We start from the raw sequence: 24,704 nt of genomic DNA, 5'->3' as shown, positions 1-24,704 counted from the left end.
ACTCCCTCGTTCGTTCGCGTCGTCGTGCTGCCGGGCGTCGTTCAAATTCTTCGCCTCTTGATCACGGCGGGCTTCACTGAGAGTGCTCACAAAATACCTGTCCTGGTGCAAATTAGTGCAAATTAACGCGTGGGGGGTGACTCCGGAGACAGCGCGGGAAGGGTGCGGGGTAGCCACGACTCCCGAGTCGCTTCGAATTCATTGATTCGCGCTTCATTACGCAACGTCAGCCCAATGTCATCGAGACCTTCGAGCAGCCGCCATCTAGTGTAATCGTCGATTGCGAATTTCACGGTCAGATCCCCGACACGCGCGGTTTTACTCACCAGGTCCACAGTTAGCTCGAGACCCGGGTCGGACTCGACCAGATTCCACAGGGTCTCGGCATCCGCTTCGCTGATCTGGCCGGCCAGCAGACCCTGCTTGCCGGCGTTGCCGCGAAAAATGTCTCCAAAGCGCGGGCTGAGCACCACGTCGAAGCCGTAGTCGCGCAGGGCCCAGACTGCGTGCTCACGCGATGAGCCGATGCCGAAATCGGCGCCGGCGATGAGCACGCGGCCGCCCTGGTATTCCTTCTTATTGATGACAAAGTCGGGGTCGAGGCGCCAGGCCGCGAACAGGGCGTCTTCAAAGCCGGTGCGCGTGACGCGCTTGAGGTGCACGGCGGGGATGATCTGGTCGGTGTCGACGTTGGAACGGCGCAGCGGCACCGCGATGCCGGTGACGGTGGTGAATTTCTGCATGCTACTGGTCTCCATCCTGAACGAGGTCCCACGGGCTGCTGAGAGTGCCGCGAATGGCCGTGGCGGCCGCGACGAGCGGCGACACGAGGTGGGTGCGCCCGCCCTTGCCCTGCCGGCCTTCAAAGTTGCGGTTGCTGGTTGAGGCGCAGCGTTCGCCCGGTTCGAGCTGGTCGGGGTTCATGCCGAGGCACATTGAACAGCCGGCGAAACGCCACTCCGCTCCGAAATCGAGGAAAATCTTGTCCAGGCCTTCGGCCTCGGCCTCGATCCGCACCCGGGCCGAGCCCGGAACCACCATCATCCGCAGCCCTTCGGCCTTGGTTTTTCCCTTGATAACTTCGGCGGCCGCGCGCAGGTCTTCGACCCGACTGTTGGTGCAGGAGCCGAGGAAGACGGTGTCGACCCGAATTTCCTTCATCGGGGTGCCGGCTGCCAGGTCCATGTATTCCAGTGCCCGCTCGGCCGCCGAGCGCTCGTTGGCGTCAACGATTTCGGCGGGATTGGGAACGGATCCGCTCAGGGACACGCCCTGGCCGGGGTTGGTGCCCCAGGTGACGAACGGTTCGAGCTCGTTGGCGTCGATAGTCACCTCGGCGTCATAGCTGGCGCCCTCGTCGGTCGCCAGGGTCTCCCAGTAGGCGACGGCAGCGTCCCAGTCGGCGCCGCGCGGAGCGTGCGCACGACCTTCGAGGTAGTCGTACGTGGTTTGGTCGGGGGCAACCATACCGGCACGGGCGCCGGCTTCGATCGACATGTTGCAGATGGTCATCCGACCCTCCATGGAGAGGGCACGAATGGCCTCACCACGGTATTCGAGTACGTAGCCCGCTCCCCCACCGGTGCCGATTTTGGCGATCACGGCGAGGATGATGTCTTTCGCGGTGACCCCGGTTCGCAACGCGCCGTTGACCGTGATCGCCATCGTCTTGAACGGGTTCAGCGGCAGCGTCTGGGTGGCCATGACGTGCTCCACCTCGCTCGTTCCGATACCGAGCGCCATGGCACCGAAGGCGCCGTGGGTGGAGGTGTGCGAATCGCCGCACACCACGGTGATGCCGGGCTGCGTCAGGCCCAGCTGCGGGCCGACGACGTGCACGATGCCCTGTTCGATGTCACCGAGCGAGTGCAGCCGCACACCGTATTCGGCGCAGTTGCGACGCAGGGTCTCGATCTGGGTGCGGCTGGTCAGGTCGACAATGGGCTTGTCAATGGCGAGCGTCGGCGTGTTGTGGTCTTCGGTCGCGATCGTCAAATCCGGCCGACGCAGCGGTCGGTTGGCCAGGCGCAGACCGTCAAAGGCCTGGGGGCTGGTTACCTCGTGCAGCAGGTGCAGGTCGATGTAGATGAGGTCGGGCGTGCCGTCCTCACCCTTGGTGACAAGATGCTTGTCCCAGACCTTCTCAGCGAGCGTGCGCAGGCCGGTTCCGGAGCTGACTTGCGAAGTGGGTATTACGTTGGTCATTTTGAGCGTCTTCCTCACGAATCGATGGCAGCCACGCCGAACTCCGCGACGAGGGAGGCCTCAGGACAGGGACTCGTCGCGGCACAGAAGAAGTCGGCTCGGCACCATGGGTTCAGGGTAACACCTCGCCCCGCACCCGACTGGCGAAGAGTCAGTCGAACGCCGACTCAACGTAAACAACGCTCACATTGTCACGTCCGCCATGGTCAATGGCTTCATCGACGAGGATGTCAGCGATACTGCGCCGCGCGGGGTCGAGGCTGATATCCCGGGCGAGTACGCGCGCGATCGTGGCGTCGTCGAGTTCTTTGGTCAGCCCGTCGGAGCAGATCAGAAAGGATTGTTCGCCCAGTGCCGGCAGCAGCCAGACGTCAGCATCGACAAATTCATCGGCGCCGATCGCCCGGGTGATGACGTTGCGCTCGGGGTGTTTCTCGGCGTCTTCGGCCGAGATGAGGCCGGCGTCGACCATCTCCTGCACGGCGGAATGGTCGACCGACAGCTGTTCCAGAACGCCGTCCGTCCACGTGTACACCCGCGAATCGCCAACGTTGAAGGCCATCCAGTGGTAGCCGACATCGTCGCCGGCGTCGACGAAGGCGATACCGGCCAGGGTCGTGCCCGACACGGCGGTGCCGTAGTCGTCCTCGGCGCTGAGATCGCGCACGGCGTCGTTGGACGAGTGGATGGCGTCGAGGATGCGCTCCGGCGTTGACGGCAGGTCGCGCGCAATGTGCTCATCGAACACGCGCAATACGGTCTGGCTGGCGACATCACCCTGGGCGTGGCCGCCCATGCCGTCGGCAACGAGAAAGACCGGCGACTGCGCCAGGATGCTGTCCTCATTGATCTTGCGCACGCTGCCGATATCGGTGCGCGCGCTGACTCGGAGGCGAGTCGTCGCGGTCGAAAGCTCGATCGTGCACTCCTGGTTCAGAGTCATGAGGTTCCCCCGTTCGCCGACGTCCGGCCGGCAATAATCATTCCTCGGCGGTAGCCGAAATCTCCTCGGCGAGGGTGTGCCCACGCTTGCGGGCATCATGGCGTGCCTTGATCAGACTCGCGATGGTGGCCACGAACATGCTACCGACGATCACGGCGAGCGAGGTCCACGTGCCGATCTCCGGCGCCCACTCGACACCGTTTCCGCCGTTGATGAAGAAGACTTCGTTTTCGTGCAGGGCGTGCAGCACGAGCTTCACACCGATGAAAGCGAGAATGAGCGCGATCCCGTACTTGAGGTACTCGAGGCGTTCCAGCAGGCCACCGAGCAGAAAGTACAACTGCCGCAGCCCCATGAGGGCGAAGATGTTGGCCGTGAAAACGATGAACGGGCTCGTGGTGATTCCGAAGATCGCCGGAATCGAGTCCAGGGCGAAGATCAGGTCGGTGGTGCCGATCGCGATGAACACGACCAGCATCGGGGTGAAGACCTTTTTGCCGGAGATCAGGGTGCGCACCTTGGAACCGTCGAATTCCGACGAGATGCGAATGCGGCGCCGCAGCAAACGGATAACACCGTTTTCTTTGTCTTCAGTTTCTTCCTCCGACGAGAAGGCCTGCTTGACGGCGGTGTAGAACAGGAAGGCCCCGAAGATGTAGAAGATCCAGCTGTAGCTTTCGATCAACTGGGCGCCCAACAGAATGAAAATTCCGCGCAGCACGAGGGCGATGATGATTCCCACCATCAGCACTTCCTGCTGGTATTTTCTGGGCACGGAGAACCGGGCCATGATGATCACGAAGACGAACAGGTTGTCGATGCTCAGGCTGTATTCGGTGAGCCAACCAGCGAGAAACTGGCCGGCGTGTTCAGCGTCGCCGAGCACGAGCATGAGCAGGGCAAAGATCAGGGCAAGCCCCACGTAGAAGGCCACCCAGAGGCTGGCTTCGCGCATGCTGGGAACGTGCGGGCGCTTATAAACGATGAGCAGGTCGGCGACAAGAATGAGGGTCAAAACGACCAAAGATCCGGCTTCGAACCAAAGGGGGAGAGCGAGTTCCACGGGGGCCTTTCACAAATAACGGGAGTCGGGTGTTACAGAACCCGAAAGTCTCTCCCGCACCGTGATGGCCAAATCCGCGCCCGTCGATGCCACCGCGACCGGGGCCCCGACAGCGCGGCCCGTATTGACGATCGCGACATAGAGCCCGATTGGGCCCAGAGGGATACTCCCCTTCGCTTGAAAAATTCTAACAGTGCCTGCGTCCCTCGCACACCCGGCCGGAGATCCCGGCACCGAGAATGCGACGACGAGCGCCCCGATCCGCGGCAATCTATAGTTGAAAGCTATGACCATGCACCGGGTTCGATGACTACTCCCAACATCTCCCCCGAACAGATCGTGTGGTCCGAAGACGGTGTTCCCGCTTCCGCGACCTGGCGATCGGCCAACGGCGCACCGGCTCCCCAACGGGTCGTGACCGTTGATGACACCATCTCAGCGGATGCCGCCTACCGGCTGGCCTCACAGGGGGTCGCGATGCTCTGGCACGGTGACTTTCAGAACGCCCGCCAGATTCTCACCGCGCTGGAGCACCGCACGCGGCCGCGACCGGATCGGACCGAGCGCACGACCGCTGAGCTGTTCTACCGGTACCGGCAGAACCGATCGCACCGGGCACGAATTCTTGGTCTGCTCCTCGTTCCGCTGCGGGTCGGCAACGTCATCGGGTTACCCCGGGCACCCGACGTGCAGGCCCCGACGTTCGATGCCTATGGCAGCATCACCGAGGCATCCGTTGTGTCGCTGCACGAGGTGCTCGGCACGATCGGCGCCCACCAGTGGCGCACGAAGGGTATTCCCGTTGCGGCGCTGCACGCCTCGATCTACCCGCACTACGGCACGTTCTTTCCGGTGCGAAGTGAATACGTCGACCTCGTAGCGAGCGCACCGCTGGCTGGGCCCCGGGTTGCGTTTGACATCGGCACCGGCACCGGGGTGCTCGCAGCGGTGCTGGCGACCCGCGGTGTGCCCCGGGTCGTCGCGACGGATATCGAACCGCGCGCCGTGGCATCCGCTCGAGAAACGGTTTCCCGCCTGAACCTCACTGATCGGGTCGAGGTGCAACTGGCCGATCTGTTTCCCGCTGGGCGCGCCGATCTCATCGTGTGCAACCCGCCGTGGATCCCGGCGACAGCGCATTCCCTGCTCGACACGGCCGTCTATGATCCCGGCTCGCGCATGCTCAAGGGCTTTCTGACCGGTGTGCTCGACCATCTCGAGCCCGATGGTGAGGTCTGGCTCGTGCTCTCCGATTTCGCCGAGCTGGTCGGCCTGCGCTCCCGTGATGACCTGTTGAACGTGATCGACGCCGCGGGTTTGCGGGTGATCGGTTCCCTCGAGGCTCCCGCGGTGCATGCGCGGGCCAACGACACGGGCGATCCGCTGCACTCCGTCAGAGCCGCCGAAGTCACCTCGCTCTGGCGCCTCGCCGCGCTCGAGCACTAGGCGCGGCTCAAGCCCAGGGTTGTGCCGGTGGGTGCGGCTGGGGACCAGCGCCCCCTCCGACCGGCGCATCTGCCCCGCCGGCCCCGGCCCGCAGCCAAGAGAGATCACCGGAGTCGGTGTTGGTAGCAATGACGCTCGGACGGCTGGGTCCATAGCGCACAATCGACACCGACGCGGGCCCCACGGTGATCCGCTGAAACAGGTCCAGGTGCATGCCGAGCGCGTCGGCCAGGATGGACTTGATAATGTCGCCGTGGCTGACCGCCACCCAGACGGCGTCTGGCCCGTATTCCGACTCGAAGTGCGCGTCGCGGCGGCGAATGGCCGCGACCGAGCGGGCCTGCATGGTCGCCAGCGACTCGCCGTCGGGAAAGACCGCGGCCGACGGCTGCGTCTGCACCACCGACCACAGCGCCTCCTGAGCGAGCTCGCTGAGAGATCGCCCCTGCCACTGGCCGTAATCGCACTCCGTGATGCCTTCGTCTACCGTTGTCACCAGTGCGCCCGGTCGCTGCCCGAGAATCAGGCTCGACGTCTCCCGGCACCGGTCCAGGGGGCTCGATACCACTCCGACCAGCGGCACCGGGGCGAGCCTCTCCCCCGTGCGTGCAGCCTGCTCCCGCCCGACCTGATCGAGGCTGACTCCGAGGGTGCGTCCGGCCAACACGCCGTTGGCATTGGCCGTGGTGCGACCGTGCCGCACAAGAATGACAGTAGCCATGCCTATGAGCCTATACACGCGGCACGCCACCGCACGACGAGCTTAACAAAGAAGGCCCGGCACTCTTCCTAAGAGAAGAGAACCGGGCAGTTGTGACCCCAGCGGGATTCGAACCCGCGTTACCGCCGTGAGAGGGCGATGTCCTAGGCCGCTAAACGATGGGGCCGTTTTCGCAACTTACCGAGTATGCCACACCAACGAGCGCTCTTCCAAACTGAGCGCACCCGGCGCGTCGCAGCGGCCGGTGCTGCGCCCCAGCCTGTGCCGAATCCGAATTTTCGAAAGCGGATGCTGTTGCGCCACGACCCGATTCGGGGTTAGCTCAGGGCATGAAATTGACCAAGCTGGAGCATGCCGCCGTGATTCTTGAAATTTCGGGCAAGAAGCTCTACATCGACCCGGGATCATTCACGACGGCACTCACTGGCACGGCCGGTGCCGTCGCCGTTGTCATCACCCACGAACACCCCGACCACTGGACGCCGGAACAGCTGGGCCGCATCGTCGAGATGAACCCGGACCTGCGTATTTTCGCCCCGGCCGGCGTGGCGCGGGCCATCGCCGCTTCAGACCTCGGTGACGTTGCGGTCACCACCGTGGCGGCCGGGGACACCGTTGAGGTTGCACCGTTCACCCTGCGCTTCTTCGGCGCCACGCACGCGATCATCCACGAATCGATCCCGGTCATCGATAACGTTGGGGTGCTCGTCAACGACGAGTTGTACTACGCGGGCGACGCTTTCACCGTTCCGGAAGGCGTGGAGGTGGGCACGCTCGCCGTTCCTGCCGCGGCACCGTGGATGAAAATCAGTGAGGCGATGGATTTTGTTCTGGCCGTGCAGCCGAAACGAAGCTTTCCGACCCACGAGATGCTGCTCTCTCGTGCCGGAAAAGACCTGTCCAACGCCCGAATTCGCGATGTGACACAACATGGCGGTGGGGAGTTCTTCCCGCTCGAACCCGGCGAGAGCCTCGATTTGTAGACCGACTCGCGCCCCGGCATCCGCTCGGAAACGACCGACCCTCAGCACTTTTGCAGCCACTGCAACTTATAGTGCAGTTACTGCATTTGTGGCCCGCGGGGTCACACAGAGCCGAGGGAAGAACGATGGACTCCGAGTGGGTAATTGATGCGCAAGGCCTGGAGAAATCCTACGGGTCGGGTGCGAGTCGTTTCGACGCGCTGAAGGGCGTGTCCGTGCAGATTGCTCCGGGTGAGACCGTGGCCATCATCGGCAAGAGCGGATCGGGTAAATCCACCCTCATGCATCTGCTCGCCCTGCTCGACGAGCCCGATCAGGGAACGCTGCAGGTCGCCGGCCGCGACGCCAAGTCGCTGTCCAAGCGCGCTGTCAATGAATTGCGCAACAAGGAGTTCGGCTTCGTCTTTCAGCAGTTCTTTCTCACGCCCAACGTGAGTGTGCTCGACAACGTCATTCTGCCGTTGAAAATCGCCGGCATGGGCGGCAAGGAGCGCCGTCGCCGCGGTATGGAAGTTCTCGAACAGCTCGAGCTGGCCGACAAGGCCGGCAATAAGGCCACGACCCTCTCCGGTGGCCAGAAGCAGCGCGTCGTAATCGGTCGCGCCCTGGTGAACGCGCCGCGAGTGATTTTCGCCGACGAACCGACCGGAAACCTCGATACCGCCACCGGAACGGTCGTCGAAGACATTCTGTTCGAGCTCAATCGCAGCCAGGGCATCACGCTCGTCATCGTCACGCACGACGAGGAATTGGCCGCGCGCTGTGACCGCCAGATCTATATTCGCGACGGACTCGTCGTGTCCAACACCACCCAGACGCACGCCACCGGCGCCCACGCACTGATCCCCGCCGGAGGCGCAGCATGAGAACCAAAGACCTCGTCGCCACCGCGATCTCCAACACGTTCCGCAGCAAGCTCCGCACGACCCTGACCGTGCTGGCCATTTTCGTTGGAGCGTTCACGCTGACCCTCACCAACGCCGTCGGTGCGGGCGTCAGCCAGTATGTCGACGCCCAGGTGGGCGCGCTCGGCTCCCCCGACGTGTTCATCGTCACCCAGGCCAGCGACGAGACCGCAGCCGGTGACGGTCCGGTCAAGTACGACCCGAACGGTTCAGCATCGGTCTCGAGCCAACAGGGACCTCCCGGCACCACGACCAAGGCCCTCACGGAGGCCGATTTGACGACGATCGGCGACACCGCCGGCATCGTCTCGGTTGATCCGATCCGTTCCGTACTGCCCGACTACATCGAATACGATTCCGGCACCGCATACGAGTTCAGCATCAATGCCACCTCGGCGGTCACCACGGCCGATCTCACGGCTGGCGCGCAGCTCGATGGCAGCGCGACGCAGGCGCAGCTCGTGTTGCCCGACACCTATGTCACCCCCCTCGGGTTCTCGTCGGCGGCCGACGCTGTGGGCGCATCCGTTTCGATCGGCATCACCGATATTCTCGGCGCGGCGCACACCGTGGACGCCACCGTCGTGGGTGTCTCGCTGGAGAGCCTGCTGGCCAGCGGTGCCGGAGCCAACGACGCTCTGATCGCTGAGCTGGCCGACGCCCAGTCCGGCGGGATCACCACCGCGGTCACCAGCTACGGAGTGGCCGTCGCCCACTTCGACACCGCGCTGTCAGCGGATGCCATCACCGCTCTCAAGGCGGATCTCGCGACCCAGGGCTACTCCGCGAGCACCATCGAAGATCAGCTCGGCGCCGTGCAGACCGTGATCAACGGCATTGTCGGCGTACTCAACGCCTTCGCCGTGATCGCCCTGATCGCAGCCGCCTTCGGCATCATTAACACGCTGCTGATGAGCGTGCAGGAGCGTACCCGCGAGATCGGTTTGATGAAGGCGATGGGTATGAGCGGCGGCAAGGTATACACATTGTTCAGTTTGGAAGCCATCGTGATCGGTTTCCTCGGTAGTGCCATCGGGGCCGCTGTGGCCATCGGGCTCGGCTCCGCTCTGAGCGCCGTGCTGGCGCAGGGTCTGCTTTCCGGCCTGCCCGGTTTGAACATTCTCCTGTTCGAGCCGGCGTCGGTGGCCTTCGTCATCGGTCTGGTCATGCTGATCGCGTTCCTCTCCGGCACCCTGCCTGCCCAGCGCGCGGCCAAGCAGAACCCGATCGAGTCGCTGCGGTACGAGTAGCCCAGCGATGATTCAGGACGCGGCATGACCGAGACCCCGCTGCCGGGCACGACGGCGCCGGCCCCACCACCGACCGCCGCACGAGCGCCCGGGCGACCACAATCGCGTGAAGACAAGCATCACTCGACCAGCCTCCGCATTGAACAAAGTGCCGTCAGCCTTGTTTTGGAGCACGGTTTCGACCAGGTCACCGTGGATATGATCTGCAGCAAGAGCGGAATTTCCCAGCGCACCTTTTTCAACTACTTCAAAACGAAGCAAGCCGCCATCATCGGTGTCGAACCGCCGACGATCGATGAAGGCCGAGCCCGGGCCTTCATCGCTGCTCCCGGCAACGATGTACTGCCCGACCTGCTCGCCCTGATGAGCGCGATCGGCCCCCGTGCCGGCCTCGATGAGCAGCTCTTCGCCGACCGCATGCGCATTTGCGGGTTGCATCCCCAGCTGATGCGGGAGCAAATGGAGCGGATGACCCGAGTCACCGCCGAGATCATCGAGCTGGTCTTCTTGCGACTCGAGCGGAGCTCCACACCACGCACCGATGCGACCGGCACAGACACCGGGCCCACCGCGACCGTGCCCGGTGCGAGCGAGGCAGACCGGGCTTTTCGGCACGGCCAGGCCGAGCTGATCACGCACGCCATGCTCGGAGTCGTGCATTTTCTGGCCCTGCAAGGAATTTCCGGGCCGGAGGAAACGCCCCGGTCCGAGCGGATGATTGACGGTGCCACGTCGCTCACCCCGGCCGTGTCACGGGCTCGAGCCATCGAGTTGCTGCGGTACACGCTGACCATTCCGGGATTGTAGAACGGACCGGCGGCGCACCGGCCGTTCGAATGGCCGAGGCGCTGCCACCCGGCGGCGCACCGGCTTCGTCCGAGGCGATTTCAGCGGTGTCCCGGGGCAATGAGCCAATCGATCGCATCCTGCAGCTCCTGATAGCGCAACGGCTTGGTGATATAGGCGTCGCAGCCGGCCTCCTGCGCCCGGGCCTGATCACGAGCGAGCGCCATCGCGGTCAGGGCGATCACGGGAATATCGGCGGTGACCGGGTCGTTCTTCAACTCCGCCGTGGCAACGAAACCGTCCATCCCCGGCAGCTGCACGTCCATCAGAATCAGGTCGGGCAGTTCGACCCGAGCGAGGAGCAGCCCGCTCTCGGCATCGACAGCGCCCAAGGTTGCATGCCCGGCCAGATGCACGAGCAGGGTGGCGAGCTTCATATTAATGGGATTGTCTTCGACGATTAGAATTCTGGCCACGCCATCATCCGCCCATCGCATCGCCAGACGGTCCACCCGACGCGAGGGCGCGCTTCACCTCGGCCATAAAGGCCGCTCGGTTGAAATCCTGGGTACCGAGCACCCGCACGGGTTGGTCCGGATCGCTGTTGACCGCAGCCCGTTCCTGCGGGGTGAGCTTCATTCCCGTTACGATCAGCACGGGAATGTGCTCGGTGCCGGCGTTGCCCTGCAGCGCCAGCACAACTTGGTAGCCGCTGAATCCTTCCATCATGAGATTGAGCAGCACGAGGTCGGGACGCAGTCGCTGCGCCATGTCAATCGCGTCATTCTTGGTGAAGGCGCGTTCCACCGCGTATTCGGGGCGGGTCAAGAATCGGGCAATGACGTCGACGGTTTCGGGATCGTCGTCAGCCACCAGAACCCGCCGCGTGCGCCGGGCATCGGGGCTGAGACCGAGAACGCCCAACGACCGTTGCAGTGCGGCCCGGCTGATCGGCTTTTCCAGCACGGCGGCCGCACCGTGGGTCAGCGCCAGGCTCACATCGGTGTCCCCCGCAATGATGACGATCGGTACCGCGGCCAGGTCAGAGAATTCGTGCAGCCGAAGCAGAAAGCCCCAGCCGTCCATTCCGGGCAATCGAATGTCCAGGGTGATGAGGCTCAGGCGCTGTAGTGGGGCGGCGGCGAGTCCTTCCTCCCCGCTGGTCGCGACGATCACGCGAAAGCCTTCGGCTTCCAGCAACAGCCGCAATACCTCTGCTCCCTTGGCGTCGTCTTCAATGACGAGGGCAACGTGTTTCTCCGACTGCGGCTGTGCCTGCGCGGCCGACGACGATGTCGGTACGGCCGCAGCGAGGTGGAACGGATGCGGTTTCGGGTGGCTTTCGATCGACGGCGGGGTGTGGGCAAGCCGCCCCGGCGTGGCCGTGGCTCGGTCAGCTGCGCCCAGCGCCGCCGTGGCCAGCTCCGCCGTGTGCGGTGCCGACCAATCCGGGGCCACCTGGTCGGCCGGTCCCAGGGGAAGCCACACGACAAAACTCGCCCCCGCCCCCTCGGCGCTGGCCACGGCCACTGTGCCGCCTTGAATGCCCACCATTTGCTTGACCGTTGCCAGACCGAGGCCGGTGCCTTCGAACCGCCTCGCCAGGGTGCTGTCGATCTGACTAAAAGCCAGAAAGAGTTTCGACATATTCTCCGAAGAAATTCCCATGCCCGAATCATCGACACGGATCTCGAGAAAGTCCCGCACCGCACTCGGCGGTAGCGGAAAATCGTGGACCGGGCGGGAACCGGCAATCTTTCCGACCGCACTTCGCGCAACACGTTTGGCGATCAGGGTCACCCGACCGTGCTCGGGGGTGAATTTCACGGCGTTCGACAGCAGGTTGTAGACGATTTGTTTGGTCTTGCGCAGGTCCAGCTGTGGAGCGCCGAGGTCTCCGGCACCCTCGAACCGAAGTTGGATCTTGCCCGCAGCAGCGCTATCACGCACGATCAGCAGGCAACGCTCCAGCAGGGAGCGCACGTCGACGGCTTCCCGCTCGATATCCATCATTCCCGCCTCGACCTTGGACAGGTCGAGGATGTCATTTATGAGGTCGAGCAGATGATGCCCGCTGGTGAAGATGTCGCCGATGTACTCGCGCTGGTCCGCGCTCATGTCACCAACGAGACCATCCTTGAGGGCCTCAGAAAACCCGATAATCGCGTTCAAGGGTGTGCGCAACTCGTGTGACATCGTGGCCAGGAACTCGGTCTTCATGCGGCTGGCGTGTTCCAGCTCGATGTTCGTTTCTTTGAGTGCCCGCTCGAACCGCTTCCGCTCGGTCACGTCCCGGGCGGATGCAAAGACACCCTGCACGACCCGATCACGGTCGCAAAAAGTGGCCGCGTTGTACGAGACGTCCGTTTCGTCACCGTTGCGCGCCCGTACCGTGAGCTCATAGTCATTGACCTTGGTTTCGGTGAGCGCCCGTTTGATCGCGGTGTCTGCCCGAGCCGGGTCGGTGAAGAAATTACGGCAGGGAGCTCCGATGAGTTCATCCCGGGTTCGGCCGGTGAGCTCGACCATCTGTTGGTTGACATCAGAGATGATGCCCATGGTGTCGGTCGTCATGAGGGCATCGATATTGGATTCGATCAGCGAACGCGTATAGAACTGCTGGTCGCGCAGCTTCTGGTCCAGCATCGATTTGGCCAACTCCACCTGCTTGCCCGACGTGTTGTCGGTGCTGATCAGCAGGTAGCCGATAATGGCCGCATCACTGTCGCGGAGCGCGGTGACCGAAACGATGGCGGCAAAGCGGCTGCCATCTTTGCGCACCTTGGTGAGCTCGTAGATGTCTTCAATCCCGCGACTTGCCTTGAACACGAGAGCTTCAAAGCCGGGCTGGATCGTGGTGCCGAACTCCAGGCTGAGCTGGGCGGCATGAGCAATGATCTCCTGAGGGTCGTGCATCTCCACCGGAGTGAGCTTGTTCACGACCTCCTCGGCGGTGTAGCCCAGCATTCTCTGCGACCCCACGTTGAAGATCTGAATGACGCCCCGCGCATCGGTGGCAATGCTCGAAAAATTCGCGCTATTGAAGATGGCATCCTGCAGGCTGACCGTTTGCTCCAACAGGTTTCCGGCCACCGTGTCTTTCGACTTTTGGTTCTCGGGTGTCATAGTCTTCCCCCCCCCTCCGTGATCTATCCCTGCGCGGTGAGTGTTCAACGAATGAGACGCTTCACACCCGGGCAGACACACGACCGGTCCCTCACCTCGATCCACGTCGGCGAGTCCACCGGGGAAACGTCCCCCTAGTTGAATCTATATCACGAAATCACGTTTACACCCCCTTCTTGGGGGTGATCACTGCGTTGACTGCCTGGGGACTGGCAGAAGACGGGTTCGGGTTCGGCCGCAGCCGAACCCGAACCCCGGGTGGTGGTGACGCTCGGTCAGTAGACCGAAGTCACCACGACCTCGCCGTCGACAACGTTCACTTCGGCGCTGATCGAGAGGTAGTTCTCACTGGTCTGGTGAGTGACCTCGCTCGAAAAGCCGTAGTCGACGTCGTAGTCGACATTCACTACGCCATATTTGTCGGTCGAGACCGTCAAACCGCCGTCTTCGTAGGAGAGATCGACGGACAGCTCGGGGGCAGTGGCCAGGGTGTAGACAACGTTTGAGTAGTACGACGAGATGTAGCCCAGGTACGGGCAATCCTCTGACTCCTCACCGGGCGATGCGAGGCAGGTTGCGATGCGCGCATTGACCGCCTCCAGCGCGGCCGCTTCGTAGTCTGCCGTCGGCGTTGCCGTGAAGGTATCGTCGATCGACTCCGTCTCGCCGTATCCGCCGAGCAACCCGCTGACAACGTAGGTCACCGACGACTCTTCAAAATAGTCCGTGGCCGGAATACTCAATTCGTAGGTTCCGGGGAAGGCAGCCAGGGTGAGCCCGTCGCGGTCAGCTGTCCCTACCGGCGTACCGTTGGCCTCCAGTTCGACGCTGCCCATCCGGGACGGCAGGTAGACGTCGATCTGGCCGGGTTCAGCATTGAGAATGGACCACTGATCCGCGATCAGCCAATCGGTACTCGTACGGGTCAGCTTCAGGACAGCGCTATCGGAGACCCCACCCTGCTTGAAGTGCACCTCGATTTGGGCGACGTCACCGGTGATGCTGACGTCGGAAATGGCGGCATCCTTGATGCGATCGGTCGCCAGCCCGAAGATATTGTTGGCGAGCAGGCCGTCGCCGGCATCTGCTGAGGAACCGAGCATCTTCAGTGCCGTCGTGGCGTCACCGTCTTCGAGCGCCTTCAGGTAGGCGGTGGCAGCGTTCTGCGGACCGAATACCGAGGACCGCACAATACCGCCTGCGACACTGGCCGCGATGATCAGCAACAGCGCAGCACCGACGGCGATAGCGCCGATTTTCACCCGCTTCGCGGTTGCCGGCGACATGGTGGCCGTGGCGAACGGGAGCGGTGCAGCACCGGGCTGGCCGGTAGCGGCGGGACCGGCGGAGGCAGCATCGGTGGCGGCGGGCATCCCTGCGGGAGCAAAAGTCGCGCCGGCGACGGCGACGCCAGCAGGAACGAGCGGTGCCGTGGGCACCACGGGCAGCGCGCGTTCCTTGCCAGACAGCGTGACCAGAAAGCGGATGATTGCCGGCGTCGCCGCAGCCAGAATGAACGGTGCAACGAAGCGAGCAAGCGCCTCAACGGCAGCGCCCCAAGCGGCGAACATCAGAAAGGTCCAGGCGGCGGGGCCGAACGATCCCGAAGCCGACACGTTCTCCGGCGAGGTCATCGATGCCGTGACGATAGCGCTGCCGAGTACCTGCAGCAGCACACCGAAGGCCAGATAGGTGGCGATGGTGGCAATCCATGACAGCGGTGACGGGCGCACGCGATTGCGTCGAACGGCCAGCAGCAGCGACGCAACGACGGCCAGAATCACCGCGAGCAGCACGATGAGCCAGATATAACCGGTGATGTCTTCGGTGAAAACTGTGACGTTCAGCGAAGCGGGCTGCTCGGAGCCACCGCCCAGACTGAGCAACACACGTTGCACGTCGCTTAGGTCCATCGAGAACGCCCCCAACATGCCGATCACGACAGCATCGATGGCGAAGGTGAGCAGGAACGTCGGCAGTGCTCCGGCGATCCCGTCAGCCGCAGACAGCGGCAGCGCAATGGCGAGAGCAACCGCGGTCACCGCGATTAGGGTTCCGAGGTGCAGGGCCGCAATACGCACGGTTCCCCACGGCAGCCAGGTCGCTCGGGCAACGACACGCGACCAGGCGTCTGTGGCCTGCAGCCGGGCCAAGTACGACACACCGAATCCGATAACGAGTGCGCCCAGGAACGAGCCCACTGATGCTGCGGAAGCGGAGTCAAGAACGCCATCAAGTTGCGTATCGGGAAATTTCAGCGGCAGTACGGCCGCCAAAATGGTGGCACCGATGGCAAGGGTGAGCCCGGACACAGCCGACAGGATGAGGGACGACGAGCCTTGCCAGGCCCCGCGTCCCACGAAGCGACTCGAGAGGTAGGTGCCGGCCACGAGGGCTGCGAGTACCAGAATTGGCAGAACGCCGACGGTGACGCTGCCGGCGAAGGAGACGAAGAACTCCACTTCTGCCGTCACCCCGAGCTGGCCGAAGGTCGACAAGGCCGTCAACTGCACCGGACCAGAAACGAGCCAACCGGCCGAGAACAGCTCCCAGCCCGTCACAAGCCCGGTGAGCGCTACCGTGATGAGGGCAACGACGAACGCGGTTCCGTAACCGATTCCAGCGGATGCGACGGCGCCCCACCACCCGCGCGACGCAATCGTGCCGAAAACGTTCGGCCCGGCCGGCCCCGACGGCGGCCCCGGGGTCGGCATTGGCGGCCCGGCTACTGGCGGCGCGGCTACTGGCGGCGCGGGCGGCATGGATCCGGGCTGAAAGGGATTCGGTGGCGTGGACGGCGGCGTATTTTCAATCGACATAAATGTCGTGGTCTCCCCAAAAGTAATGTGTATGCGGGCACAGGTGAACTGGCCCGTGCGTTCCCGAAGATCTCCGTGGCAAAATCAGCTTATTGCACACAAAAGACATGCCGGACCGGACCGCCGACGGGCATTGGAGCCTCGCGCGCCGGGGCAGTTGTGGTCGGTGCTCTCAGCAGGTCAGGGCACGCACCGCGACATCGACATGCAGCTTTGCGTGGCCGGCATACTCCTGCGCCTCGGCCAAAGAATCCGACGCCAGGGTGAACGTCGCCCATCCGACAATCCGCATGGGATGGCTCGCCAGTGATGGCATGGTGTTGTTGGCCGGCCGCCAGGAGTCAATGGCGGACAGCATCTTGTTCCACTCACTGGCCGGGTCGGTCCAATCCCCTCCCAACACGTCGGAAACGACACACCGATTATTGGCCAGCGGCGTGGCGAGTCCGGCGGGAATGCCATCGAGCCCCGGCAGAATTCCCGCAGCACTTTCACCACCGATCATGCCGTCGCCGTCACGATCGCCATATCCGGGGCCGTTGGGGCCGACCACCAGATTAGCGGCCGTTTCGGCGGCGGTTTGGGCGGCCGCCAGCGACGACGCCGTTCGCCACTGCGCGACCGCGGCATCTACTGAGTCCAGCCGATCCGCCAACAACGCCACATCCGTCGGCGCGGATGCCACCGCTGTCGGAGCGCTGTCTCCACCGGGCGCCTCGGCACAGGCGACGAGCGCAAGAGCGACGCACGCTGCCGCCACGATAAGTCTGGGTACGCGCATGATTGTTTCTCCAATGTGTTTCGAGAATTCGAATACGGTGACGGTATCCCGCTCATTCGAGCAGTGTGCGGCCGTCTCCCTGCACTATTTTCGGTGACGGTCGCGCCCCGGCCGGTACCACGGCCGCCAGAGCGGCCACACTCGAGGACTCGTGGCCGAGAAGGTCAACGAGCGTGGTGCGCGCGGTCAGGTCTCCGGGAGCCCGCAACAGGACGGGAGGCAAATCAGGCGCGGTCACTCGAAGAGACGTCAGCGGTCGGCGCAGCCCCTCACCGGTCGCCTTGAGCACGGCCTCTTTGCGCACCCAGTAGGTGGCAAACTGCCGCGAGGAAACGGATCTGCCACCCAAAGTCGCCAACTCAGCATCGTCCAGGGTGAGCCCGACGAGGCCCGCATCGGGGTGATCCGGCACCCGCGCCACGCGTTCCACATCGAGTCCGAGGCGAGTTCCGACACCGCCGACGGCGACGCCGATCAGGCCATCACTGTGGGTCACGGAAACTTCAATGTCGACCCGCCCGACCACTCGCGGGCGACCGTGCCAGCGCGTGCAGTCCGGGCAACTCCGATCGATCTCGACGTCCGCGGCATCACGGCCGCTGAATCGAGCAACGGCCGCCCGCAACAGGAGCGCGCCAACAACGAATTCCCGTCTGCCAGGCGAATACGGCATCGAGTCGGCCCGCACCCTCTCCCGCGCACCCAATCGAGCCTCGTCCACTCTGGTCTCGAGTTGATCGATCCACCAGACGGTGACCTCGTCGGCGTCGATATGCATCGACCGATTCTACGCCGGCCCACGCCGCGCCCGTGGGGTGACGGATATTACGCCGGATTGCCGGCGAAGTCGGATGCTACGAGACCGACTCGCCGCTATACAGGGACTTGCCGCTTCGCCACGCGTTCAGGCTGCCGATCAGCGCGAGCGCCCCGCTGCACACGGCGATCCAGAGGATCCAGGCCTGCCAGGCCGGGTCGGGAACCGGGATACACGTTGCCGTGTAGCAGGCGTCAGCGGCAGATTGATAGACGAGCGGAATCGTGCCGAGGATGGCACCGAAGCCGAAGGCAAACCAGAGTTCAAACCTGAATCGATACGACAGGGCGCGCCAGAATATCTGGCTCAGCGAGCCGGGTACGATCTGGTCGCCGAACCGAGCTGCGAGCCCGTCATAGGTGAGTCGTTTCAGCAGTGAGAAGACGAGCACCGCGCCCAGGCCGGACGCGAGCACCCCATACAATACGAGCACCACCCAGAGGCTGTCGTTCGCTTGAGCGAAGGCATCCGCTGTGATGTCGAGGTAAACCGGCCCGGCGATGAGCGCAGCCCACACCAGAAAACTCAGCCCGATGAAGAGAAACCGGGTCCACAGTGCAGCTGGCCGCAGCTCAACCACGTTCGAGCCGCCTTGAAAGAAGCCGCGCTCCCGGCTTGACCAGTGCCCGCTGCGCTGAAAGTAGGCCAGAAACAGCGGCGCCGCGGCGAGCATCAGAATCATGATCGGGCCCGCCACCAAGTTGTCTGCCCAGCTCGCGCCGCCAACAAGGTCCCTGAGTTCGCCGCCCCGCGCGGTGACCGCGATGAGTACGGCCAGTAGCAGCATCGCCGACAATACGAGGATGCCGCCGACCAGATTCAGAAGACCGGAGTGAAAGGGGGTGGGCCGACTCTCGCTACGAGCCGGCGAGACCGTGTGCGACCGGCTGGCGACGAGGGCTCTGCGGCGCTCGGCCGGGGACTGGCGCTGATCGTTCATCCGATGGGTACCGGACTACCGGCGAGGAGGGTCGAATCGAGCGGCATGCTCGAAGTCTAGGGCAGTGAATCCAGCCAGATTCACTCGGACCGCTGCGTGCTCGCCGCTCCTGCACGGCCCCGCACCGTTCCGCGAGCACGAGTTGCACGATCAAATCATTACGCTTATCGTTATGGCATGCACAACGATAATCGTAAAACAAATCAGTCGCCCAACCTGCGACGATCGCCCCTGACCATTGCCATCGCCAGCCTCGTCGGGCTCGGCGGAATGCTCTTTGGAACCGTGGGCGTGCTCTGGCATTCGGACACATTGGCGAACCTCGCAACCGGCACGGTAATGGCGAGAATTCCCATGCAGCCCTCCACGATGGAGGATGCCGTAGCCAGCTGGACCGCCGTAGACGCAGTCCCCGCTTCGACAAGTTTCATTGACGCCACCGTCACGGGGCTCCCCACCGATGTGGTGAACAGTTTCGTCACAGCGGAATGGGCGGCTCTGATCATGGCCGTTCTGACCGTTTTGCCCATCATCGTCGCCTGCGTCCTGGTACTCACCGGACGACTGCGCTGGTCATTCCTCGCCGGCATGGTCGGGGCGTCGGGCCTGGTCATCATGATCGGATCCGTAATTACCGCTGCGCTCGCCGCCGACGCGGCCGTATTCGCGGGGTCCGCAGTCTATGCCGACGAACAGTACTGGCTTGAGCCAGGATTTCTCGTTGGCCTGGATCCGCTGCCCGTCGTAGCCGGATTCCTGGTGCTGCTCACGGCTCTCGCCTTGGCCCGACTGAGCCGCTTCGCCACGGATGCCGACGGTATCGTCTAATGTCTTTCGGAACGATCGTAATCACCCTCGAACACGAGCTCACCGCCCAGGGGATGACGCTGACCGAACTGTCCCGACGCACCGGCATTTCAACGGTGAACCTGTCACTGTTGAAAAATAATCACGCCAAGGCCATTCGTTTCACCACCCTCAACGCGATCTGCGCCGCCCTCGACTGCACTCCCGGCGACATCATCGTTCGATCACCAGCAGTCGATTAGATACCGAGCCGCCCGTCGCCGCCCGTCGCCGCCCGTCGCCGCCCGTCGCCACCGGAGGCGTTCGGGTCGGTGCAGAGCGGGGAAGGCGGCGCTGAGTTGGGTGCTTCACGGAGCCAGATGGAATTCGACCCACAACGGATAGTGGTCGGAGATGCGCCAGGATGTCTCCGCGCGGGTTAGGCCGCCCAGCAGGTGCGGCAGAAAATCGAACGAACCAGCGCGCCGAGTGTAGGTCAGCGAGGTCAACAGGGATTCCCCGTCGGGGTCGGAGAACCAGGCGATCTGATCATAAAAGTGCTTCGCCGTGTCATTGTCGAACACCGTCCGCGGTATGGCGTTCAGTTCGGTGGGAGGCCACAGTCCAGTCGACACGAACGCCTCGAACAACGGATCCCCAATACGGTCGAGGTTGAAATCACCCAGCACGAGGAGGTTCTGGTTCCAGCGGTCGGTCCGGTCCGCCCAGTCACGCATCCACTCAGCGAACGCCGTGATCTCCGGCAGTCGCGCACGCGGGTCAGCGCCCCAGATCACGTGCAGCGTGGTCAAGGTGAACTCCGCGGATCCGCGCACGAAACTGGCGGCGTACGGCGTTCGGGCAAATTGTTCGGCGGGGCCCTCAACCGTTGCCGGCAGCACGATCTCGCCCACCAGTCCCGACGGCTGAACGCGAGTCGAGTCGTATAGAAACGTCAGCCGTTCCCCGTTGCCCGGACCACCTTCGGTGACGTCAGAGACGATCACCCGCCAGTTGTCGCCGAGTTGCTCGAGCAGAAACTGCAGGGCCGTTGTGTTGCGCCGCACTTCCTGAACTGCGATCACATCAAACCGTGAGACGACCTGTGCGATGCACGCGACGGAGTACCAGTCTCTCACTGGAGAGTCCCCCGGTTTCGCGTGCCACTTAGCCGTGAGATCTCCGAATGCACGAAGATTCCAGGTCGCGACCAAAAGATCGGAGGAATCCTTCGACGGCACGACCTCGGCCAACGCTGTCTTGAAAACGATCAGGTTCTCCGCCACATCGGGCGGCATTTTCGTCACCATGATCTATCGAACCACAGGCCCACCCGCAGCGGAAGAACCTAATGCACCCATCCCTCGGGGATCACCGTCACCACGGTGCATCGCCGCCCCATCGTCAACCATGAATACCGAAAAGTGATCGGCATCATCGAAGCGAACTGATGCCGGTCGCATACAGGCTGTTATTGTCGCTCAATCAACGAAACAATCATTGGAGACCCTATGACTTACGCACATACCGTCACAGTCGCCCTGCCCTACGAAGAAGCGGTGCAGCGAACTCGAGAATTATTGGCTGAACAGGGCTTCGGCGTCCTCTCCGAAATCAACATTCGGTCCACGTTTGAAGCCAAGCTGGGGATCGAAAGTGCTCAGGCTCTCGGCGACTACGTCATTCTCGGCGTCTGTAATCCCACGCTCGCCCAACAGGCCCTCACCGCCGAACCGGACATGGGCCTACTACTGCCGTGCAATGTTGTCATTCGGCGTGGGCCCGATGCCACCGCGACCGTGGTCCAGACAATTGATCCGCAGACAATGGTGCAGCTCAGCGACTCCTCGGCCATTCAAGAGGTCGCCACCGACGCCGATACCCGCCTGCGCGCAGCACTGAAAAACCTCGAGGCCGAGGCGCAGATCTAGATTCTGGCTCGTGGCGAGATGGCAGGGCTATCCATCATCTGTACTATCCGTCTGGACAAAAAAGCCCCTGAGTGTTCGCGGAAACTCAGGGGTTACAGCTGGGGTACCTGACTCGAAACAAAAGCAAAATGATAGGCGTCGGGGTGGTGGTGCGCACCTGCATATGGGGCAGACTTCCGCGGAATTCCGCGGTTCTCATGGGGTTTACTGTACGCGCCGTACGGCGAGATACGGCCTGAATCTGGTCAGATTTTGGGGTTTATGGTGCGTTTATGGTCACATTGAATCGCCCGATGGTGGCTCGTCACGACACCGGCAAGGCAGCCCTTATCGGCTACCGGCCGAGCAACGTGGCCAACTCGACGAGCGACTCCCCCGAAATCGTGAACTACTCAGTGACACCCTCGAAGAGGACCGCGAGCTCGTCGAGTTCGACGTCCCAGCCCTCTCGGTTCTGCTCAAGACGTTCGCGACGGTAGCGGGTACCGCCGGGGAGTGTGTCGAAGCCCGATTCGATCACCGTGACATCCGTCCCGGAACCGGCATCGGCGATGGTGAAGCGCACGCGCGTCGAGTACTCGTCGAGCTGTTCGGCGGGGATTCCCGACCAACGGAAGCCGAACGAGCCGTCGGGCACCACCTCGGTAATTTCAATCGGGAAGCTGCCGTAGTCATCCCAGTCGATGCGGCCTGTAGCACCGGGCTCAAGCGCGGCGAACTCCACACCGTCGCCAAACCACGTGACCATGACCTTGGGGTCGGTCAGTGCCTTCCAAACGCGCGCGCGGGAGGCTTCGATGTGCACGGTGCGGGTTACGGTGTGCCCTTGGATTCTTGCGTGATCAGACACGGTGTTTCCTTCACGTTCAGGCCGAGCGCGACGAGACATTGCCCGCCGAGCAGCACGTCGACAAGTTCTGCAAACGCACCTCGTCGAGCCTACCCATGATTGCGCATCTGTTCACGGCCGGGATCGCCGTGAACGCGGGGGGCAACGCATTAGAGGTCGGTCCTCGCAAGCCCCGAGCGCATAGACGCCTTAGGAGCTCAATCAGTCGGCCGGCGTGGTTTCCGCCTCGTCCAGCACCGGTCTTCGGAGGGGCCATGTCTGCTCGGTCCTTCCATCGCTACCGACTACGAGAGCGCCCGATGAACCGATTGGTCTACCACGTCAGGAGATTCGAGCGAGGCCGCGATGCGCAGGCTCGCGATGCGGGCGGCGGTTCGAGCATCCGCTGTGGTCAACCTGCAATTGGTCGCTGTCACCCAGTCCAGCGACTTGGGCCCCATCGGTGAACAAGTCGTAATCCGGGTCGAAGCTGGTGGCAGGGAAGGTTATCGTCCAGACTCGGGCGTAGCGTTCAACGGTAGTCACCCAGTCCTCGTCCATATCGAACCGGGAGTTCTTTGCGAAAAAAGCGACTTCGTAGCCGTCTGACTTTTTCTCCCAGTGCGGGGTACCACTCAAGTCCTCGGACTCGGTCCAGCAGGCGGACTCCGGTGGCGCTGCGCGCTGCACGTCCCACGTCCCCTCGAACGCGTCGTAGGTGGGTTGGATGGAGCCATTGTTTCACCCTGAGACCAGCGTGGCTGCGGGCGAGTCGGGCGCATGTATGACGGGCGTCCACCGACGAAGATTCGCTGCCGATCCGCCGAGGATCCGACGCCTCGGGGAAGTGGCGCTTAGGAACCCTAAACGAAGACGCCCAGCGGGCAATGCAACGAGCGAAACTACTCGCGTCGACGGTTCACCTGAGATGCCCGGCAGGGGCACCGAGTACGACGATTGTTGACTCACTTTGAGCCGAGCGGGATGGTTTCAGCATGGATGGATTACTAATTGGATACGCACGCGTTTCCACAGAGGAACAAGACCTCACCGCCCAACAAAACGCCCTGGAACGACTGGGCGTTAGATCGTCACTGATCTACACCGATCACGGTCTGACCGGAACGAACCGAGCCCGGCCCGGGCTTCGCGAAGCGCTGGCCGCCTGCCGTGCCGGAGACACCCTCGTCGTCGCCAAACTCGACAGACTCGCACGCTCGCTCCGGGACGCGAAAGACATCATCGACGAGCTCACGGCCAAAGACGTCATGCTCAGCATCGGCGGCGCCGTACACGATCCAAACGACCCCGTCGGACGCCTCCTCTTCAACGTCCTGGCCATGGTCGCCGAGTTCGAGTCGGATCTGATTCGCGCCAGAACGCGGGAGGAAATGCAGGTGGCCAAAGCGAAAGGGCATCTGCGCGGCAAGCAGCCCAAACTCTCGGTGGCGCAGCAGAAACACTTGATAGAAGTACACAACGCCGGGCTTCATTCCAGCGCGGAATTGGCGGAGCTTTTCAACGTCGCGCGGTCGACCGTCTATCGCACAATCCAACGTCAGTCTGACTCAGGACGCTAAGAAGAACTCTCACCTGGGCTCTCGTTGCCGGACTAGCTGGTCCGGCAACGGGAATCCCTGTGGGACGCTTGCCCCGATGCCTAGTTGTCAACTAAAGTTGACACATGGTTGAGGTCGTCACGTCGGCTACATTCGACACCTGGCTACAGAAGCTGAAGGACCGTCGTGCGGTCGCACGCGTGCTCATCCGGATAGACCGGTTAGCCGCTGGCAACCCCGGAGACGTCAAGCCAGTCGCCCGTGGCGTCTCCGAATTGCGCATCAACTACGGCCCTGGATACCGCGTGTACTTCTTACGCGAAGGTGACCGTCTGGTTTTACTACTGACCGGTTGAGACAAATCAACCCAGAATGCGGACATAAGGGCCGCGCACACGATCGCCGACACTTGGCACCGCACGCAAGGAGCACACGAATGAGCACTGACGCCGAAACCTTCTCCCCCTTCGATGCGGCGAATTACCTCAACACCGTTGAAGACGTTGCCGCCTACCTGGAGGCAGTCATTGAGGAGGGCGACGATGACCCGACGGTTATCGCCCGGGCTCTGGGGTCCATCGCACGGTCACGCAACTTCAGCCAGATCGCGCGGCAAGCTGGGATGAGCCGAGAAGGTCTCTACAAGGCGCTGTCCGCGGAGGGAAACCCGAGCCTGGCTACCATCATCAAGGTGTCCCACGCCCTCGGACTCCGACTTCACTTCGAGGCTATCGCCTGACACGACGAAGCCCACGAACCGTTGACCTGAAAAGGCCAGAGTCCCGCAGACCGAACCTTGACGGGAAGCGAGATC

Annotated in this window: 24 protein-coding genes and 1 tRNA gene; 11 read left to right on the top strand and 14 right to left on the bottom strand. The window is 63.1% G+C overall.

Annotated features, from left to right (window positions below):
- Window positions 1-122: 122 nt before the first annotated feature.
- From leuD to QMK22_RS07465, 4 genes are all read right to left on the bottom strand, one after another.
- On the bottom strand, window positions 123-743 hold the full coding sequence (gene leuD, locus QMK22_RS07480; protein WP_283496989.1) for a 3-isopropylmalate dehydratase small subunit: 621 nt from the start codon (window positions 741-743) through the stop codon (window positions 123-125).
- A gap of 1 nt (window position 744) precedes the next feature.
- Entirely contained in the window at window positions 745-2,205 is a 1,461-nt protein-coding gene (leuC, locus tag QMK22_RS07475; protein WP_283496988.1) for a 3-isopropylmalate dehydratase large subunit, read from the bottom strand.
- Between the two features lie 151 nt (window positions 2,206-2,356).
- Window positions 2,357-3,148 carry a PP2C family protein-serine/threonine phosphatase gene (locus QMK22_RS07470; RefSeq protein WP_283496987.1) on the bottom strand — a complete coding sequence of 264 codons (792 nt, stop codon included), beginning with the start codon at window positions 3,146-3,148 and terminating at the stop codon, window positions 2,357-2,359.
- A gap of 37 nt (window positions 3,149-3,185) precedes the next feature.
- Window positions 3,186-4,211: a TerC/Alx family metal homeostasis membrane protein gene (locus QMK22_RS07465; RefSeq protein ID WP_283496986.1), complete on the bottom strand. Its 1,026-nt coding sequence runs from the start codon at window positions 4,209-4,211 to the stop codon at window positions 3,186-3,188.
- A 306-nt stretch (window positions 4,212-4,517) separates the two neighbouring features.
- Between QMK22_RS07465 and QMK22_RS07460 the strand changes: the two genes are divergently transcribed.
- Entirely contained in the window at window positions 4,518-5,657 is a 1,140-nt protein-coding gene (locus tag QMK22_RS07460) for a methyltransferase (protein ID WP_283496985.1), read from the top strand.
- Between the two features lie 7 nt (window positions 5,658-5,664).
- Here QMK22_RS07460 and QMK22_RS07455 read toward each other — a convergent pair whose 3' ends face one another.
- Both QMK22_RS07455 and QMK22_RS07450 read right to left on the bottom strand, forming a co-directional pair.
- Entirely contained in the window at window positions 5,665-6,378 is a 714-nt protein-coding gene (locus QMK22_RS07455) for a histidine phosphatase family protein (protein WP_283496984.1), read from the bottom strand.
- Between the two features lie 93 nt (window positions 6,379-6,471).
- Window positions 6,472-6,544: transfer RNA gene (locus tag QMK22_RS07450), tRNA-Glu, on the bottom strand.
- Between the two features lie 163 nt (window positions 6,545-6,707).
- Between QMK22_RS07450 and QMK22_RS07445 the strand changes: the two genes are divergently transcribed.
- The 4 genes from QMK22_RS07445 to QMK22_RS07430 all read left to right on the top strand — a co-directional run bounded on the left by QMK22_RS07445 (window position 6,708) and on the right by QMK22_RS07430 (window position 10,323).
- On the top strand, window positions 6,708-7,361 hold the full coding sequence (locus QMK22_RS07445) for an MBL fold metallo-hydrolase (protein WP_283496983.1): 654 nt from the start codon (window positions 6,708-6,710) through the stop codon (window positions 7,359-7,361).
- A 125-nt stretch (window positions 7,362-7,486) separates the two neighbouring features.
- Window positions 7,487-8,227 (top strand): ABC transporter ATP-binding protein, encoded by a 741-nt coding sequence (locus QMK22_RS07440; RefSeq protein WP_283496982.1) that lies wholly within the window; start codon window positions 7,487-7,489, stop codon window positions 8,225-8,227.
- Entirely contained in the window at window positions 8,224-9,516 is a 1,293-nt protein-coding gene (locus QMK22_RS07435; RefSeq protein WP_283496981.1) for an ABC transporter permease, read from the top strand. The genes QMK22_RS07440 and QMK22_RS07435 overlap by 4 nt, the downstream gene beginning before the upstream one ends.
- Window positions 9,517-9,540: 24 nt before the next feature.
- Entirely contained in the window at window positions 9,541-10,323 is a 783-nt protein-coding gene (locus QMK22_RS07430) for a TetR/AcrR family transcriptional regulator (RefSeq protein ID WP_283496980.1), read from the top strand.
- Window positions 10,324-10,403: 80 nt separating this feature from the next.
- Here QMK22_RS07430 and QMK22_RS07425 read toward each other — a convergent pair whose 3' ends face one another.
- From QMK22_RS07425 to QMK22_RS07400, 6 genes are all read right to left on the bottom strand, one after another.
- A complete protein-coding gene (locus QMK22_RS07425) occupies window positions 10,404-10,778 on the bottom strand; it encodes a response regulator (protein ID WP_283496979.1) in 375 nt (124 codons plus the stop codon).
- A 4-nt stretch (window positions 10,779-10,782) separates the two neighbouring features.
- The gene (locus QMK22_RS07420; protein ID WP_283496978.1) at window positions 10,783-13,428 is read right to left on the bottom strand and encodes a response regulator; all 2,646 of its coding nucleotides are present in this window, start codon (window positions 13,426-13,428) and stop codon (window positions 10,783-10,785) included.
- Window positions 13,429-13,703: 275 nt separating this feature from the next.
- A complete protein-coding gene (locus tag QMK22_RS07415; RefSeq protein WP_283496977.1) occupies window positions 13,704-16,142 on the bottom strand; it encodes a hypothetical protein in 2,439 nt (812 codons plus the stop codon).
- 277 nt (window positions 16,143-16,419) lie between these two features.
- Window positions 16,420-17,028 (bottom strand): hypothetical protein, encoded by a 609-nt coding sequence (locus QMK22_RS07410; protein ID WP_283496976.1) that lies wholly within the window; start codon window positions 17,026-17,028, stop codon window positions 16,420-16,422.
- Window positions 17,029-17,080: 52 nt separating this feature from the next.
- On the bottom strand, window positions 17,081-17,806 hold the full coding sequence (locus tag QMK22_RS07405; protein ID WP_283496975.1) for a 4'-phosphopantetheinyl transferase family protein: 726 nt from the start codon (window positions 17,804-17,806) through the stop codon (window positions 17,081-17,083).
- A 76-nt stretch (window positions 17,807-17,882) separates the two neighbouring features.
- On the bottom strand, window positions 17,883-18,785 hold the full coding sequence (locus QMK22_RS07400; RefSeq protein ID WP_283496974.1) for a hypothetical protein: 903 nt from the start codon (window positions 18,783-18,785) through the stop codon (window positions 17,883-17,885).
- Window positions 18,786-18,962: 177 nt separating this feature from the next.
- On the opposite strand from QMK22_RS07400, the gene QMK22_RS07395 reads away from it, so the two are divergent.
- Together QMK22_RS07395 and QMK22_RS07390 are read left to right on the top strand one after the other, a co-directional pair.
- A complete protein-coding gene (locus QMK22_RS07395; RefSeq protein WP_283496973.1) occupies window positions 18,963-19,613 on the top strand; it encodes a hypothetical protein in 651 nt (216 codons plus the stop codon).
- Window positions 19,613-19,834: a helix-turn-helix domain-containing protein gene (locus QMK22_RS07390; protein ID WP_283496972.1), complete on the top strand. Its 222-nt coding sequence runs from the start codon at window positions 19,613-19,615 to the stop codon at window positions 19,832-19,834. Before QMK22_RS07395 ends, QMK22_RS07390 begins: the two co-directional genes overlap by 1 nt.
- 105 nt (window positions 19,835-19,939) lie before the next feature.
- Here the strand turns inward: QMK22_RS07390 and QMK22_RS07385 are convergent, their stop codons facing one another.
- On the bottom strand, window positions 19,940-20,869 hold the full coding sequence (locus QMK22_RS07385) for an endonuclease/exonuclease/phosphatase family protein (protein ID WP_283496971.1): 930 nt from the start codon (window positions 20,867-20,869) through the stop codon (window positions 19,940-19,942).
- 213 nt (window positions 20,870-21,082) lie between these two features.
- Between QMK22_RS07385 and QMK22_RS07380 the strand changes: the two genes are divergently transcribed.
- The gene (locus QMK22_RS07380; RefSeq protein WP_283496970.1) at window positions 21,083-21,502 is read left to right on the top strand and encodes a DUF302 domain-containing protein; all 420 of its coding nucleotides are present in this window, start codon (window positions 21,083-21,085) and stop codon (window positions 21,500-21,502) included.
- A 388-nt stretch (window positions 21,503-21,890) separates the two neighbouring features.
- Here QMK22_RS07380 and QMK22_RS07375 read toward each other — a convergent pair whose 3' ends face one another.
- The gene (locus tag QMK22_RS07375; protein WP_283496969.1) at window positions 21,891-22,352 is read right to left on the bottom strand and encodes an SRPBCC domain-containing protein; all 462 of its coding nucleotides are present in this window, start codon (window positions 22,350-22,352) and stop codon (window positions 21,891-21,893) included.
- A gap of 974 nt (window positions 22,353-23,326) precedes the next feature.
- Here QMK22_RS07375 and QMK22_RS07370 point away from each other — a divergent pair.
- The 3 genes from QMK22_RS07370 (at window position 23,327) to QMK22_RS07360 (ending at window position 24,629) form a co-directional block, all read left to right on the top strand.
- A complete protein-coding gene (locus tag QMK22_RS07370) occupies window positions 23,327-23,911 on the top strand; it encodes a recombinase family protein (protein WP_283496968.1) in 585 nt (194 codons plus the stop codon).
- 104 nt (window positions 23,912-24,015) lie between these two features.
- Window positions 24,016-24,246 carry a type II toxin-antitoxin system RelE/ParE family toxin gene (locus QMK22_RS07365; protein WP_283496967.1) on the top strand — a complete coding sequence of 77 codons (231 nt, stop codon included), beginning with the start codon at window positions 24,016-24,018 and terminating at the stop codon, window positions 24,244-24,246.
- Between the two features lie 80 nt (window positions 24,247-24,326).
- On the top strand, window positions 24,327-24,629 hold the full coding sequence (locus QMK22_RS07360) for an addiction module antidote protein (protein WP_283496966.1): 303 nt from the start codon (window positions 24,327-24,329) through the stop codon (window positions 24,627-24,629).
- The last annotated feature ends 75 nt before the right edge of the window (window positions 24,630-24,704 follow it).

Source organism: Cryobacterium sp. PH29-G1 (genome assembly GCF_030063365.1).
GTDB lineage: Bacteria > Actinomycetota > Actinomycetes > Actinomycetales > Microbacteriaceae > Cryobacterium.
This window is presented reverse-complemented; position numbering and strand designations above follow the sequence as displayed.

What these genes read in the sequence shown, in the direction of transcription:
- QMK22_RS07400 (WP_283496974.1), bottom strand. Translation starts at nt 18,785, where the DNA reads ATGAACGATCAGCGCCAGTCCCCGGCCGAGCGCCGCAGAGCCCTCGTC.
- leuC (WP_283496988.1), bottom strand. Translation starts at nt 2,205, where the DNA reads ATGACCAACGTAATACCCACTTCGCAAGTCAGCTCCGGAACCGGCCTG.
- QMK22_RS07395 (WP_283496973.1), top strand. Translation starts at nt 18,963, where the DNA reads ATGCACAACGATAATCGTAAAACAAATCAGTCGCCCAACCTGCGACGA.
- QMK22_RS07445 (WP_283496983.1), top strand. Translation starts at nt 6,708, where the DNA reads ATGAAATTGACCAAGCTGGAGCATGCCGCCGTGATTCTTGAAATTTCG.
- QMK22_RS07365 (WP_283496967.1), top strand. Translation starts at nt 24,016, where the DNA reads ATGGTTGAGGTCGTCACGTCGGCTACATTCGACACCTGGCTACAGAAG.
- QMK22_RS07380 (WP_283496970.1), top strand. Translation starts at nt 21,083, where the DNA reads ATGACTTACGCACATACCGTCACAGTCGCCCTGCCCTACGAAGAAGCG.
- QMK22_RS07430 (WP_283496980.1), top strand. Translation starts at nt 9,541, where the DNA reads ATGACCGAGACCCCGCTGCCGGGCACGACGGCGCCGGCCCCACCACCG.
- QMK22_RS07410 (WP_283496976.1), bottom strand. Translation starts at nt 17,028, where the DNA reads ATGCGCGTACCCAGACTTATCGTGGCGGCAGCGTGCGTCGCTCTTGCG.
- QMK22_RS07370 (WP_283496968.1), top strand. Translation starts at nt 23,327, where the DNA reads ATGGATGGATTACTAATTGGATACGCACGCGTTTCCACAGAGGAACAA.
- QMK22_RS07385 (WP_283496971.1), bottom strand. Translation starts at nt 20,869, where the DNA reads ATGCCGCCCGATGTGGCGGAGAACCTGATCGTTTTCAAGACAGCGTTG.
- QMK22_RS07435 (WP_283496981.1), top strand. Translation starts at nt 8,224, where the DNA reads ATGAGAACCAAAGACCTCGTCGCCACCGCGATCTCCAACACGTTCCGC.
- QMK22_RS07440 (WP_283496982.1), top strand. Translation starts at nt 7,487, where the DNA reads ATGGACTCCGAGTGGGTAATTGATGCGCAAGGCCTGGAGAAATCCTAC.
- leuD (WP_283496989.1), bottom strand. Translation starts at nt 743, where the DNA reads ATGCAGAAATTCACCACCGTCACCGGCATCGCGGTGCCGCTGCGCCGT.
- QMK22_RS07405 (WP_283496975.1), bottom strand. Translation starts at nt 17,806, where the DNA reads ATGCATATCGACGCCGACGAGGTCACCGTCTGGTGGATCGATCAACTC.
- QMK22_RS07415 (WP_283496977.1), bottom strand. Translation starts at nt 16,142, where the DNA reads ATGCCGACCCCGGGGCCGCCGTCGGGGCCGGCCGGGCCGAACGTTTTC.
- QMK22_RS07360 (WP_283496966.1), top strand. Translation starts at nt 24,327, where the DNA reads ATGAGCACTGACGCCGAAACCTTCTCCCCCTTCGATGCGGCGAATTAC.
- QMK22_RS07420 (WP_283496978.1), bottom strand. Translation starts at nt 13,428, where the DNA reads ATGACACCCGAGAACCAAAAGTCGAAAGACACGGTGGCCGGAAACCTG.
- QMK22_RS07460 (WP_283496985.1), top strand. Translation starts at nt 4,518, where the DNA reads ATGACTACTCCCAACATCTCCCCCGAACAGATCGTGTGGTCCGAAGAC.
- QMK22_RS07390 (WP_283496972.1), top strand. Translation starts at nt 19,613, where the DNA reads ATGTCTTTCGGAACGATCGTAATCACCCTCGAACACGAGCTCACCGCC.
- QMK22_RS07455 (WP_283496984.1), bottom strand. Translation starts at nt 6,378, where the DNA reads ATGGCTACTGTCATTCTTGTGCGGCACGGTCGCACCACGGCCAATGCC.
- QMK22_RS07470 (WP_283496987.1), bottom strand. Translation starts at nt 3,148, where the DNA reads ATGACTCTGAACCAGGAGTGCACGATCGAGCTTTCGACCGCGACGACT.